This window comes from Gordonia sp. McavH-238-E (genome assembly GCF_022348225.1).
GTDB lineage: Bacteria > Actinomycetota > Actinomycetes > Mycobacteriales > Mycobacteriaceae > Gordonia > Gordonia terrae.
In genome coordinates this window covers 1-13,909 of the sequence record NZ_JAKRFE010000032.1, presented here as the reverse complement: position 1 = coordinate 13,909, position 13,909 = coordinate 1, and the positions used below count along the sequence as shown (strand labels likewise).

Sequence of the window (13,909 nt, the reverse complement as noted above, 5' to 3'; positions counted from 1 at the left end):
CCCCCGCGGCACCGCCCGCGGCGCCCGCCTCACCCAGCGCGCCGGCACCCGCACCGCCGAGCTCGCGCGCCCCGGTCGCACCGGCGTCGGTCCCGGCCGCGCAACCCGCCAAGGTGACCAACACGTACTGGTACACCGACCGGCGAGTGGCCCTGTGGATCTACTCCCCGGCGATGAACACCAACATCCAGGTGCAGATCCTCCTGGCCCGCGACTGGCACGCGAAGCCGAAGGAGAAGTTCCCGCAGCTGACGATGCTCGACGGTCTGCGCGCGCAGGACGATCAGAGCGGTTGGATCATCAACACCAAGATCGTCGACTTCTACAAGGACAAGAACGTCAACGTCATCCTGCCGATCGGTGGCGAGTCGAGTTTCTACACCGACTGGAAGGAACCCGATCGCGGCAAGAACTACAAGTGGGAGACGTTCCTCATGCGGGAACTGCCGCCCATCCTGGAGAACGATTGGCGGTCCACCGACGTCCGCGGCATCGAGGGGCTGTCGATGGGTGGCTCCGCCGCGATGATGCTCGCCGCGCGCAACCCCGGGTTCTACAAGTTCGCGGCGTCGTTCTCGGGAATCCTGCAGCTGAGTTCATTCGGTATGCCGCAGGCGATCCAGTTCGCGGTGCGCGACGGTGGCGGCTACGACTCGATGAAGATGTTCGGCCCGCCGTCGGACCCGGCCTGGAAGGAACACGATCCGTACCTGCTGGTCGACAAGCTGCAGGGCACGAGTCTGTACGTGTCGTCGGGCAACGGCATGGTCGGGCCCCACGACAAACCGTCCGACATCCCGATGCTTGCGACCAACTACTCCGGTGTGGGACTCGAGATGCTGAGTCGCGTCACCTCGCAGCAGTTCGCGATCCAGTTGAATCGCAAGGGGATTCCCGGCCAGGCCAACTACCGGCCGTCGGGTACGCACACCTGGCCCTACTGGGAGTTCGAGATGATGCAGGCCTGGCCGCAGGCCGCGGCCGCGCTCGGACTGTCGCGTGATGCGGTCGCATGCCGCGTCGACGGTGCCTTCCGCAAGATCTGGGACGCCAACAAGGCGGACCTGGGCGGCTGCCTCACCCCGTCTTACCCGGTGGCGGGCGGCAAGGCCCAGGACTTCGCCGGCGGACGCATGTTCTCCGGACCGAAGGGCCCGAAGATCGTCACGGGCGCGATCGGTGGCGCCTACGTCGCCGCCGGCGGTCCGGCCGGTCGTCTCGGCAAGCCGACGAGCGACGAACTCCCGACCCGCGACGGCAAGGGCCGCGTGAACTACTTCGAGCACGGCCGGATCACCTGGACCGCGAAGGACGGCACCAAAGTCCTCAAGTGAGGAGTCCGGTGAGCGAGGCGGGATTCGACAGAAGAGGACGGGGGCACCCGTCGGTGCCCCCTAACCTCGACCGCACGTGTGTGCGGCCTGAAACTTCGCTGAGGAATCGGACTGTTTGTGCAGGTGGCGCGAGTGCGGCGGCCGGAATGCCCCCGCGCGGGCGGTAGCCTGACGTGGTGTGCGATGCGGGGTGCTCCTGCATTGCGATCGGCCGCAGGCCGGACGCGTGAGGTGTCGCCGGACGGATCGTCCGGTGGTGCGCGATCTCGACGGAGAAAGGTTCGGCAGGAAGTGGCGATGACAACGAAGTGTGTGCGGCTGGTGCTGGCCGTGACGGGCCTCGCTCTCGCGCTCGGGTCCGTGTCGGCCTGCGCCGACGACTCGACGGCCAGTGCGCCGATCACCAACAACCCGGTCACGACGACCTCGCTCTACTCCGCGGCGGAGTCCTCGACGAGCACGCCGGGTACGACCTCCGCAGAGGCCACCCCGTCCACGACCGGCGGCACGTCGGAGCTGCCCGCGACCGCGCCGAACCCCAGTACGAAGGTCCCGGCCAGTTTCCCCGGGCCCAGCGGCCAACCACTCGACGACAAGGCCCGCGCCTACCTGGCCGCGCTGAAGCAGCAGGACGTCACCTTCATGGGGGACAACGACAACTCGGTCGCGCTGACCATGGCGAAGTATGTCTGCGGCGCCAAACAGAAGGGCACCGACCCGAGCATGGTGAAGGCCTTCGTCACCGCCTCCGTCGGTCCCGGTGCAGACAATGTCGAAGAAGCGAACGTGAAGGCCGACAAGGTCATTCGCGCAGCAGAACAGCACTACTGCTGACGTGGCCGCCCGTCGCAACGCCGCGGGCCGCACCCGCAAGGGTCCGGTTCGGCGGCTCGGTAAGTTCGCTCTGCTGCTCCTCGCGCTCGCGGCCATCGCGATCGTGCTCATCGTCGTGCTGGTCCTGGTGTGGCTGGCGCCCGGCCCCGCGCCGATCGGTCCCGGTGGGCCGCCGAGCACGCCGCCGTCCGGCGAACGTCCCGACGCCCAGCCCGCGGACTGCCCCGATGTCCTGACGGTCGTCATCCCCGGCACCTGGGAGTCGAGCGCGGACGATGATCCGTACAAGCCGTCGGCGAATCCGAACTCGCTGATGCTGCGCGTCTCGCGCGCGCTGTCGAACGACTTCGACACCTCGCGCACCGAGATCTACACCGTCCCCTACACGGCCCAGTTCCGGAACCCGACCAACCTGGCCGACCGGCAGGCCGACTACAACGTCTCGCGTACCCAGGGCTACAAGCGCGCGGCAGGCAAGATCATCTCCACCAACGAACGCTGCCCGTTGACCGGCTATGTGATCATGGGCTTCAGCCAGGGCGCGGTCATCGCCGGTGATCTCGCGAGCAACATCGGCAACGGCCGCGGCGTGCTCGACGAGAGCGACCAGGACCTCGTGCTCGGTGTCGGGCTCATCGCCGACGGCCGACGCCAGCCGGGTGAACAGAACGACATCGAGCCGAGCCCCAACGGTGTCGGCGCGGAGATCGCGCTCGGCGGGATGGGCAATCTCGTACCCGGGATCTCGATGACCGGCCCGCGCAACGGCGGATTCGGCGACCTCCGCGATCGGGTCCAATCCATCTGCGCGCCGGGCGATCTCATCTGTGACTCGCCGACGATCGTCAATCCGCTGGCGGCGGTGTCGAAACTGGCGAACGCGGCGTCGAACCCCATCCACGCGATGTATGCGACGACGCGCTACTGGGAGAACGACGGCCAGACCGCGACCCAGTGGATGTACGACTGGTCCAAGGACCTCATCCAGGACGCGCCCGCGCCCAAGCACAACTGACCTTGGCTCGCCCGTCCGGACGACACCGGCCGGGCACCACCGATGCACCACCGGTCCCATCGTCGAACCAACCGGCCGGTAACCTCGTCTGGCGGCGTCGGCCGATTCGTTTGGCGGTGCCGTCACGCTGCATTAACGTGTTGGGCTGGCCCGAGGAACACCGCGGACGCCGGAGGGCGCGCACGCGCCCTCACCCATCCGGCGATCACGACGAGAGGACAGCGATGACGCAACCCCCGAGCGATGCCGGTGGTGCCTCCTCCGGTTTGCGGAAGTTCCGCTTCGGCGCGGGTGGTGAGGGCAACAAGGACGAGGGCGGTGCCCGCAAGTTCGTCAAGCTCGCGCAGACCGCCGAGGAGTACGGCTACGACACCTTCGCGGTGCCCGACCATCTCGGCAACCAGGTCGGCCCGCTCGCGGCGCTGGGCGCGCTGACGCAGGCGACGAGCACGATCCGCCTGGCCACCTCGGTGCTCGCCAACGGCTGGCGCCACCCGGCCCTGCTCGCCAAGGAGGCCAACACGATCGACGTCCTGAGCAAGGGACGTCTCGAGTTGGGCATCGGCGCCGGCTGGATGAAGGAAGAGTTCGACAAGGCCGGGATCGAGTTCGAGTCGCCCGGTGTGCGCATCCGTCGCCTCGATGAGGCGCTGACGGTCCTCGACGGCCTGATGCGTGGCGAGACGGTGAACTTCGACGGCGAGTTCTACCAGATCAACGGCCTCGAGGGCAGTCCTCGGCCGAGGCAGGGACCGCGTCCGCCGATCGCCGTGGGCGGCGGTGGACCCAAGATGCTGGCCCTGGCCGCCAAGCACGCCGACATCATCTCCGTTGCTCCCGGCACCACCACCGACGGCAAGATGAAGCTGTCCGACATGACCATCGCCAAGACCACCGAACGCGTCGACCGCATCCGTGAGGCCGCCGGCGACCGGTTCGACGATCTCGAGCTGAACTGGACGATCGCCGTCATCGTCATCACCGACGACCGGGTCGCCACCGCCGAGATGGCGTTGAAGGCCCTCGAACAGGGCTATCCGCCGAACATCGCGCACGACACGGAGTTCACCGTCGACGACGTGCTGACCTCGCCGTACATCGCGATCGGCAGCTTCGACGAGATCGCCGACCAGATTCGGGAGGTGCGTCGCCGTACCACCATGTCCTACGTCGGGGTCTTCCCGACGCAGATGGATGCATTTGCGCCCGTGCTGGCGCAATTGAAGGGGGAGTAGGATGGCCGACGGTCTCGCGACTCAACAGCGAGGTGACGGGTCGGTGAACCCGGGGGTGCGCGTCGAGGGGCGACGCGCACTCATGCGAAACCGAGCATGACGAACGCGAGTTTTTTCGTTGGGTAACTGGACGTGCGCTACCGTATCCCGCGGTCGGCACAGGACGTGGACGGCAGGACTGCGTGGTGGTGTCGCCAAGACCTCGCCGGAGATCTGCGCCCGCGTGGGGGAGTCCACGAGGGGGCACAGGAGTAATGAATGCTGAGTACTGAACTCGAAGACTTTCTCGATGAGACCGGGAACATCTCTTTCAGCGAGGAAGCGACCCTGGTCGACTACGTCGAGCAGAACGTCCGCGAGCAGGCCGACACACTGGCCTACCGGTTCATCGACTACAGCCGTGAGCGCGACGGGGAGCCGCAGGATCTGACGTGGGCGCAGTTCGGTAAGCGGCTGCGCGCGGTGGCGGCGCGTCTGCAGCAGGTCACGAAGCCGGGCGACCGTGTGGCGATTCTCGCGCCCCAGTCGCTCGAGTACGTGATCGGGTTCTTCGCGGCGCTCTATGCCAGCAACGTCGCGGTGCCGCTGTTCTCCCCGGACGAGCCCGGCCACACCGACCGTCTGCACGCGGTCCTCGACGACTGCCGGCCGACCGCGATCCTGACCTCGACGAAGTCCGCCGAGGCGGTCCGCGATTTCTTCGCGCCGCTGCCGGCCAAGGAGCGCCCGCGCGTCATCGCCGTCGACGCGGTGCCGGATTCGGTGGGGTCGAGCTGGGTGGCACCGGTCGCCGGTCAGGACCACAACAAGGACACCGTGGCCTACCTGCAGTACACGTCGGGTTCGACGCGTGTCCCCGCAGGCGTGGAGATCACCTATCAGGCGGTCGCCGCCAACGTGCTGCAGATCTCCGACACCATCGGCATCGACCGGAAGGCCCGCGGCGTCACCTGGTTGCCCATGTTCCACGACATGGGCCTGCTGACCGTGATCCTGCCCGCACTCGGCGGTCGGTACATCACGATCATGAGCCCGCAGGCGTTCGTGCGTCGTCCGGGTCGCTGGATCAAGGAGCTGGCCGCGGCCGCCGACGGCGCCGAGACCTTCGCCGCCGCGCCCAACTTCGCCTTCGAGCACGCCGCCGCGCGCGGTCTGCCGAAGGACGGCGAGGAGCTGGATCTCTCGAACGTCATCGGCCTGATCAACGGCTCCGAGCCGGTGACCGTCAGTTCGATGAAGAAGTTCAACGAGGCGTTCGCGCCCTACGGTCTGCCGAAGACGGCCATCAAGCCCTGTTACGGCATGGCCGAGGCCACGTTGTTCGTGTCGGCGACGCAGCGCGAGAACGAGGCGAAGATCGTCTACGTCGACCGCGACGACCTCAACGCCGGCAGCTTCACCCTCGTCGACGCCGATGCACCCAACGCGGTCGCACAGGTGTCCTGCGGCCAGGTCGCGGTGAGCCAGTGGGCCACCATCGTCGACGCCGAGACGGCGACCGAACAACCCGACGGCCACGTCGGTGAGATCTGGCTGCACGGGCTGAACATCGGCGCCGGCTACTGGAACAAGCCGGACGAGACGGTGGAGACGTTCCACAACAAGCTGGTCACCCCGCTCCCCGAGAACAGCCACGCCGAGGGTGCGCCCGCGGACGCGATCTGGATGCGGACCGGCGACTTCGGCGTCTGGCTCGACGGCGAGCTCTACATCACCGGGCGCGTCAAGGACCTGGTGATCGTCGACGGCCGCAACCACTACCCGCAGGACCTCGAGTACAGCGCGCAGGAGGCCAGCGACGCACTGCGCCCTGGCTTCGTCGCGGCGTTCTCGGTGCCCGCGAACCAGTTGCCCGGTGAGGTGTTCGAGTTCGCCGGCAGCGGCCTGAAGCCGGACGCCGATGACGCGTCCGAGCAGCTGGTCATCGTCGCCGAGCGCGGACCCGGTCGTAAGGCCGACCCGCAGGAGGTCGCCGACACCGTGCGTGCCGCGGTCGCCCAGCGTCATGGAGTGATGGTCCGCGACGTCCTCCTGGTGCCGGCCGGCTCGATCCCGCGCACGTCGTCGGGCAAGATCGCCCGTCGCGCGACGCGTGCTGCCTACATCGACGGCAGCCTCCGGGGCGGCTACAAGCAGACGGCGTTCCCGGACGCCGAGTAGCGATCCTGCGGACCCGGGCGGGGTGAGTGCGTCGAGTTGCCGCGCCCGGACACCCCGCGGGCTCATAATGCACCCGGCACCAGTTCAGGTGCCCCGAGATCAGTAGTCTGGAAGCGATGTCTGAACTGAATACCGACGAGGCCCGCACCATCGATTCCGCCGCGTCCGGCACCGACGGTGAGACCGCCGGTGACCTCACCGTCGACCAGCTTCGTGACTGGCTGCGCGAGTGGGTGTCGCAGGCCACCGGGCTCCCCGTCGAGCAGATCGCCGTCGACCGTCCCATGGAGGAACTCGGTCTCTCGTCCCGCGATGCGGTGGCGCTCGCCGCCGACGTCGAGGACAAGACCGGGGTCATCCTCACCGCGACGGTTGTCTACAACCACCCCACGATCGCGACGCTCGCGCAGCGGATCATCGAGGGTGACCCGGACGAGGGCCTCGACGGCGACGCGGACACCTTCTGGCAGCGCGAGCGCAGCGCCGAGGACGACATCGCGATCGTCGGACTCTCGACGCGGTTCCCGAAGTCGGGTACCACGCCCGAGTCCACCTGGGAGGCGCTGCTCGGTGGTGTCGACGGCATCTCCGAGCTGCCCGAGGACCGCTGGACCGAGTTCAAGGCCGATCCGCGTCTGGCCGAGGTGCTCGAGAACGCCAACACCCACGGCGGCTACCTCGACGACGTCCGGACGTTCGACGCCGACTTCTTCCAGATGAGTCCGCGCGAGGCCGAGATGGTCGACCCGCAGCAGCGGCTGGCGCTCGAACTGACCTGGGAGGCACTCGAACACGCGCACATCCCACCCAGCGACCTGAAGGGCGCGCCGGTCGGTGTGTTCATCGGGACGTCGACCAACGACTATCAGCTGCTGGCGACCCTCGGCCTGGGCGAGGGCGCCCAGGACACCGCGGCGTACGCGCTCACCGGTACGTCGACCGCGATCGTCGCCAACCGCGTCTCCTACTTCTACGACTTCCGCGGTCCGTCGGTCGCGCTGGACACCGCGTGCTCGTCGTCCCTGGTCGCCGTCCACCAGGCCGTCCGCAGCCTGCGCACCGGCGAATCCGAGGTCGCCCTCGCGGGCGGCGTCAACATGATCATCAACCCGGCCGCCAGCCTCGGCTTCGACAGCATCGGGGCGCAGGCGAAAGACGGTCACATCAAGGCCTTCTCGGCCGACGCCGACGGGATGATCCGCGCCGAGGGCGGCGGTCTCCTCGTTCTCAAGCGGATGTCCGATGCCCGGCGCGACGGCGACCGGGTCCTGGCGGTCATCGCCGGGTCCGCGGTCAACTCCGACGGCCGTTCGAACGGTCTGCCCGCCCCCAACCCGGAGGCGCAGGTCGATGTGCTCCGGAGTGCGTACACCGACGCCGCGATCGACCCGCGCTCGGTGGACTACGTCGAGGCGCACGGCACCGGCACCATCCTCGGTGACCCCATCGAGGCCGACGCGCTGGGTCGCGTCGTCGGCAAGGGCCGTGCCCCCGAACAGCCGATGTTGCTGGGATCGGTCAAGACGAACTACGGCCACATGGAGTCGGCCGCCGGTGCCGGCGCTCTCGCCAAGGTCGTCCTGGCGATGCAGCACGGCGTCATCCCGGCCTCGCGGAACTACACCGGGCCCAACCCGTACATCCAGTTCGACGCGACCAACCTGAAGGTCATCCCGGAGAACACCGAATGGCCGCGCTACTCCGGCCACGCCGTCGCCGGTGTCTCCGGGTTCGGCTTCGGCGGCACCAACGCGCACGTCGTCGTGCGCGAGGTGCGGCCCGAGGACCTGGCTCCCGAGACCGCCCCGGCGGAATCGGCCGCGGCCGCCGAACTCCCGGCGACGTCGGCGCTCCCCGGTGAACCTTCGCTGGACGATGGCGAGGACGAGTTCCTGACCGAGGCCGAGCGCGCCGTGCTCGCCGCGCAGGCGAAGAACATCGATCCGGTGGTCGAGGAGACCGCACCCGACCCCGCCGCCGGCTTCGCGCCGTGCGCGGTCGAGGGTTCGGTTGTGCCGCTGGTTATCTCGGGATTCCTGCCGTCGCGCCGACGCAAGGCCGCCGCGGACCTGCTCGAGTGGCTCGAGTCCGACGCCGGCCGGTCGACACCGCTCGCCGACATCGGACGCGCACTGGCCCACCGCAACCACGGGCGCTCGCGCGCGGTCGTCATGGCCCGCACCCACGACGACGCGCTCACCGGTGTTCGCGCGATCGCCGACGGGAAGAGCAATCCGATTGTCTACTCGTCGGATTCGCCCGATGCGGCGTCGGCCGTCTGGTTGCTGTCGGGCTTCGGTTCGCAGCACCGCAAGATGGCCAAGCAGCTCTACACCGAGAACCCGATCTTCGCGAAGTACGTCGACCGTGTCGACGAACTGGTCCAGAACGAGTTGGGCTACTCGATCGCGGAGATGTTCGTCGACGACGAGCAGACCTACGGCATCGAGCAGAGCCAGGTCGGGATCTACACGATCCAGGTCGCGCTGGCCGACACTCTCCGCCATCACGGTGCGGAACCCGGTGTGCTCGTGCCGCATTCGATGGGCGAAGCCTCCGCGGCGTACATCAGCGGCGGACTCTCCCTGGCGGACGCCACGCGCGTCATCTGCCAGCGCTCCCGCCTGATGGGTGAGGGCGAGTCGATGCTGCAGGGCGACGACATCCGGCTGATGGCCCTGGTCGAGTACAGCGCCGAGGACATCAACGACGTCCTGGTTGACTACCCCGACCTCGAGATCTGCGTCTACGCCGCGCCGACCCATACGGTCATCGGCGGGCCGGAGTCGCAGGTCGACGCCATCGTCGAACGGGCCGAGAAAGAGGGCAAGCTCGGGCGGAAACTGGCGACAAAGGGTGCCAGCCACACCTCCCAGATGGACCCGCTGCTGGGCGAACTCGCCTACGAACTCACCGGAATCGAGCCGCTGCGCCCCACCACCGGCTTCTACAGCTCGGTCGACCGCGAGGTGTTCTACCGCGCCGGTCACGAGCCCGTGCACACCATCGACTACTTCACCAAGGGATTGCGCCACAGCGTGTGGTTCAGCCAGGCGATCGCGAAGTCGGTGGAGAACGGGCACCGCACCTTCCTCGAACTCTCGCCGAATCCGGCCGTGCTGATCTCCGTTGCGGCGGTGACGTTCTCGGCCGGGCTGCACGACGCCGAGCTGATCGAGACCCTGCGGCGCAAGGAAGACGAGAGTTTCGGTCTCGTCAACGCGTTGATGAAGCTCTACGTCCACGGCCATCCCGTCGACGTCGGATCTCTCTTCGGCACCGGTGACCACGGGGCGATCCCGCGTACCCGGTTCGAGCGCAAGGACTTCTGGCTCACCGCCAACATCTCCTCAGGTGGCTCGGCCGGCAAGGTCCCGGGGTCGCACGTGGCGCTGCCCGACGGCCGGCACGCGTGGGAGGTCAACGCCTCGGCGGTCACCGACCCACGTGCCCTGGTCCATGCGGCGGCCGGGCAGGTGCTCGCCAACGCCGGCGTCGGCGCGTCCGTGACCCACGCGGAGGTCCCGAAGACCGGAACCGTCACCACGACGCTGAGTCCGCATCCCGGCGGCGGCTCGGTCACGGTCCATGCCCGCCCGGATGCCACCGCCGCGGACAAGAACTTCCGGTTGCTGTTCGAGGCGGTCGTCACCGGCGACCCCGACGCATCCGCCGAGAACGCCCCGGCCGAGCCGGTGCAGACCGGTGCCGCGGTCTTCGCCGATGACAAGGTCGTCGTCGAGGACGAGGTCGTCGACGACATCGGCAACAAGTGGAGCCCGGAATCCGGTGAGACGGTGGGTGATCGGCTCGCGATCATCGTCGGCGAGTCCATGGGTTACGACCCCGAGGACCTGCCGCGCGAGATCCCGCTGATCGAGCTCGGTCTCGACTCGCTGATGGCGGTGCGCATCAAGAACCGCGTCGAGTACGAATTCGACATCCCGCAGCTCCAGCTGCAGGCGATGCGCCAGGCGAATCTGGCCGACGTGCAGAAATTCGTCGAGTTCGCGGTCACCCACCGCGACCAGCTCGACGATCTCGCCCAGGCCGGCGACGGCGGCGAGCTCGACACCGCGGCCCTCAACGCCTATATCGACGAGCAGAACTCGAAGGACGAGCCCGCCGAGCAGTCGCCGGAGCGCAAGCTCGAGGTCGCCGAGGACGCCGCCGACGTCGAGGCGGCGGTCGCCGACTCCCCGGCGCAGACGCCGACTGTGCCCGAGGAGGCCCCGACGGCAGCGCCGAGTCAGGCAGCACCGCAGGCGACCACGGACATCACATCGCAGCGGGCCGTCGCCGAGGCCGCCGGTTCGGACGTGCCGCCGCGAGATGCCGCCGAGCGCTTGACCTTCGGCACGTATGCGGTGGTCACCAAGGCCTCGGCCGGTGGCATCTTCAACAAGCTGCCGGTCCTGTCCGAGGACGTCGCCCAGCAGCTCACCGACCGGTTGAACGAGCGCACCGGAGGCGACATCGACGTCGAGGACATCCTCGACTCGGAGACGATCGAGGAGATGTCGAACTACGTTCGTGAGCACCTCGACGCCGGCGCGTCCACCGACGGTTTCCTGCGCTACCTGCGTCTGGTCCCGGACAGCAAGAAGGTCTACGACCCGTCTGCCGGCGACCCGACCCCGATCCTGCTGTTCCATCCCGCGGGCGGCAACACGTCGGCGTACGAGGCGCTCCTCAAGCGTCTGCCCGAGGACCGGCCGGTCATCGGGTTCGATCGTGGGATCGAGGGGACGATCGAAGAGCGTGTGCGCGAATACCTTCCGCGCCTGCGCGAGCTGCAGCCACATGGTCCGTACGTGCTGGTCGGCTGGTCGTTCGGTGGCGCCCTGGCCTATGGGGTCGCGCAGCTCCTGCGCGAAGCCGGCGAAGAGGTGGCCTTCGTCGGTCTGATCGACGTGGTGCGTCCCCGCGCGGACATGACCGAGACCCCGGACAGCAAGCGGGCGCGGCTCGAGCGCTGGAAGGAGTTCGCGATCCGCAACTACGATCTCGACCCCGATGTGCCGATCCCGATGGATCGTCTCGTCGAGGCCGACGACGAGGGGCAGTTCGCGATCATCATGGAGATGATGTCGATGTCGGGCACCAAGATCCCCGGCGGCATCATCGAGCACCAGCGGACCTCGTTCATCGAGAACCGGGTGCTGAGCAGCATCGCCCCCGAACCCTATGACGGCAAGGTCGTCCTCTACCGGGCCGACAAGATGCACGCCGGGGCCATCGAACTCGAGCCGCAATGGGCTGAGATCGACGAGGACGGTCGCTGGGGCGAGGTGGTCGACGACCTGGAGATCATCCATGTCGGCGGCGACCACCTGTCGATCGTCGACGAGCCGTACATCGGCCGGATCGGTAGCGATCTGGCCGCGCGGCTCGGGCGGATCGACGAGAAGTAGCGTCACTTGTTGCTCATCGGAAACAGCGGTTGCGTAGAAAGTGAGACACCGTGACTGACACCACCGCAGGCAAGCTCGCCGACCTTCGCCAGAAGCTGGAGGCCGCCCGGGAACCGGGAGGCGAGAAGGCGCTCGCGAAACGCGCCGCGAAGGGGATCTGCTCTCCCCGTGAGCGTCTGAACATGCTCTTCGATCCCGGCACCTTCGTCGAGATCGGCGCGCTGGCGAAGATGCCGGGTGCGGCCGAGAGTGGTTACGGCGACGGTGTGGTCACCGGACACGGTCTGGTGCACGGCCGCCCGGTCGCGGCGTTCTCGCACGACCAGTCGGTCTTCGGCGGAACCGTCGGTGAGATGTTCGGCCGCAAGGTCGCCTCGCTGATGGAGTGGGCAGGCAAGATCGGCTGTCCCATGGTCGGTATCAACGACTCGGCCGGAGCGCGGATCCAGGACGCCGTGACCTCACTCGCGTGGTACGCCGAGATGGGTCGTCGCAACGACCTGCTCTCCGGTCTCGCGCCGCAGATCTCGGTGATCCTCGGCAAGTGTGCCGGCGGCGCGGTGTACACCCCGGCGAACACCGACATCCTGGTGGCCGTCGAGGACAAGTCGTACATGTTCGTCACCGGACCCGATGTGCTGAAACAGGTCAACGGCGAGGAGATCTCGGCCGAGGACCTCGGCAGCGCGCACAACCAGGCGCGTTGGGGCAACATCCATCACGTCGCCGTCGACGAGAAGTCCGCGTTCGACTGGGTCCGCGAGTACCTGCAGTACATGCCGTCGAGCGCCTACGAGCGCCCGCCGGTGATCAACCCGGGTCTCGAGCCGGAGATCACCGAGTCGGACCTGTCGCTCAACGACTTCATGCCCGACAACGACAACGCCGGGTACGACATGCACGACATCATCATCAAGCTGTTCGACGACGGCGCTTTCCATGAGGTCGGCGAGTTGTTCGCGCCCAACATCATCACCGGGTATGCCCGCGTGGACGGCCGTTCGGTCGGTGTGGTCGCCAATCAGCCGAGCGTGATGTCGGGTGTGCTGGACACCGATTCGTCGGAGAAGGCGACACGCTTCGTGCGCATCTGCAACGCCTTCAGCATCCCGCTGGTGTTCCTGGTGGACACCCCGGGCATCCTCCCAGGCCTCGCCGAGGAGCAGAAGGGCACCATCCGACGCTCCGGTCGCTTCCTCTACGCCTACGTCGAGGCCGATGTGCCCAAGGTGACCGTCGTGCTGCGCAAGGCCTACGGCGGCGCCTACGCGGTGATGGGCAGCAAGCACCTCGGTGCCGACGTCAACTTCGCCTGGCCCACCGCCAAGATCGCGGTCATGGGCGCCGAATCGGCGGCCGCCGTGCTGACCCGACGTCAGACCGAAGGTCTCTCGGCCGCCGAGGCAGACAAGATCCGTCGCGAGTTCATCGACTTCTACAACACGATGATGGCCACCCCGTACCTTGCCGCCGAGCGCGGGTACGTCGATGCCGTCATCGAACCCGCCGAGACCCGGCTGCAGCTTCGAAAGGCGTTGGCGCAGTTGCGCGACAAGGAGGTCCTCAAGACCCCGCGCAAGCACTTCCTGATGCCGATCTGACCGTCGTCCTGGATGGTCGAGGGCAACTCGTTTCCGCTCCCTGATCCGAAGAAGCGCACTGCTCCCTGAGCTCAGAGAACGACAGACCCCCCATCGCTCCCTGAGCTCAGAGAACGACAGACCCCCCATCGCTCCCTGATCTCAGAGAACGACAGACCCCCCCATCGCTCCCTGAGGTGCGAGGAGCGCAAGCGACGAGATGGTCCTATAGATTGTCAAGCGCTCCGAGGTCGGTGGTGAAGGCTTTGTAGAGTTCGCGGGCGACGTAGCGTTTGAGGCATCGGATGATTTCCTTCTTCGTTTTCTCGTTGCCGCG

Annotated in this window: 7 protein-coding genes; all 7 read left to right on the top strand. The window is 67.7% G+C overall.

All coding sequences use genetic code 11. The features are described 5' to 3' along the window. On the top strand, positions 1 to 1,334 hold a 1,334-nt coding region (locus MHN80_RS25325), incomplete at its 5' end, for an alpha/beta hydrolase-fold protein (RefSeq protein ID WP_239404103.1). 297 nt (positions 1,335 to 1,631) lie between these two features. Next, positions 1,632 to 2,168 carry a DUF732 domain-containing protein gene (locus MHN80_RS25320; RefSeq protein WP_004018727.1) on the top strand — a complete coding sequence of 179 codons (537 nt, stop codon included), beginning with the start codon at positions 1,632 to 1,634 and terminating at the stop codon, positions 2,166 to 2,168. Position 2,169: 1 nt separating this feature from the next. Continuing rightward, entirely contained in the window at positions 2,170 to 3,183 is a 1,014-nt protein-coding gene (locus MHN80_RS25315) for a cutinase family protein (RefSeq protein ID WP_064571437.1), read from the top strand. A 224-nt stretch (positions 3,184 to 3,407) separates the two neighbouring features. Then, on the top strand, positions 3,408 to 4,418 hold the full coding sequence (locus MHN80_RS25310) for an LLM class F420-dependent oxidoreductase (protein WP_004018729.1): 1,011 nt from the start codon (positions 3,408 to 3,410) through the stop codon (positions 4,416 to 4,418). Positions 4,419 to 4,676: 258 nt separating this feature from the next. Further along, complete coding sequence (gene fadD32, locus MHN80_RS25305) at positions 4,677 to 6,578, top strand: long-chain-fatty-acid--AMP ligase FadD32 (protein ID WP_004018730.1); 1,902 nt, start codon at positions 4,677 to 4,679, stop codon at positions 6,576 to 6,578. A 116-nt stretch (positions 6,579 to 6,694) separates the two neighbouring features. Beyond that, complete coding sequence (pks13, locus tag MHN80_RS25300) at positions 6,695 to 11,992, top strand: polyketide synthase Pks13 (RefSeq protein ID WP_239404102.1); 5,298 nt, start codon at positions 6,695 to 6,697, stop codon at positions 11,990 to 11,992. Positions 11,993 to 12,042: 50 nt separating this feature from the next. Next, positions 12,043 to 13,593: an acyl-CoA carboxylase subunit beta gene (locus tag MHN80_RS25295; RefSeq protein ID WP_101822542.1), complete on the top strand. Its 1,551-nt coding sequence runs from the start codon at positions 12,043 to 12,045 to the stop codon at positions 13,591 to 13,593. The last annotated feature ends 316 nt before the right edge of the window (positions 13,594 to 13,909 follow it).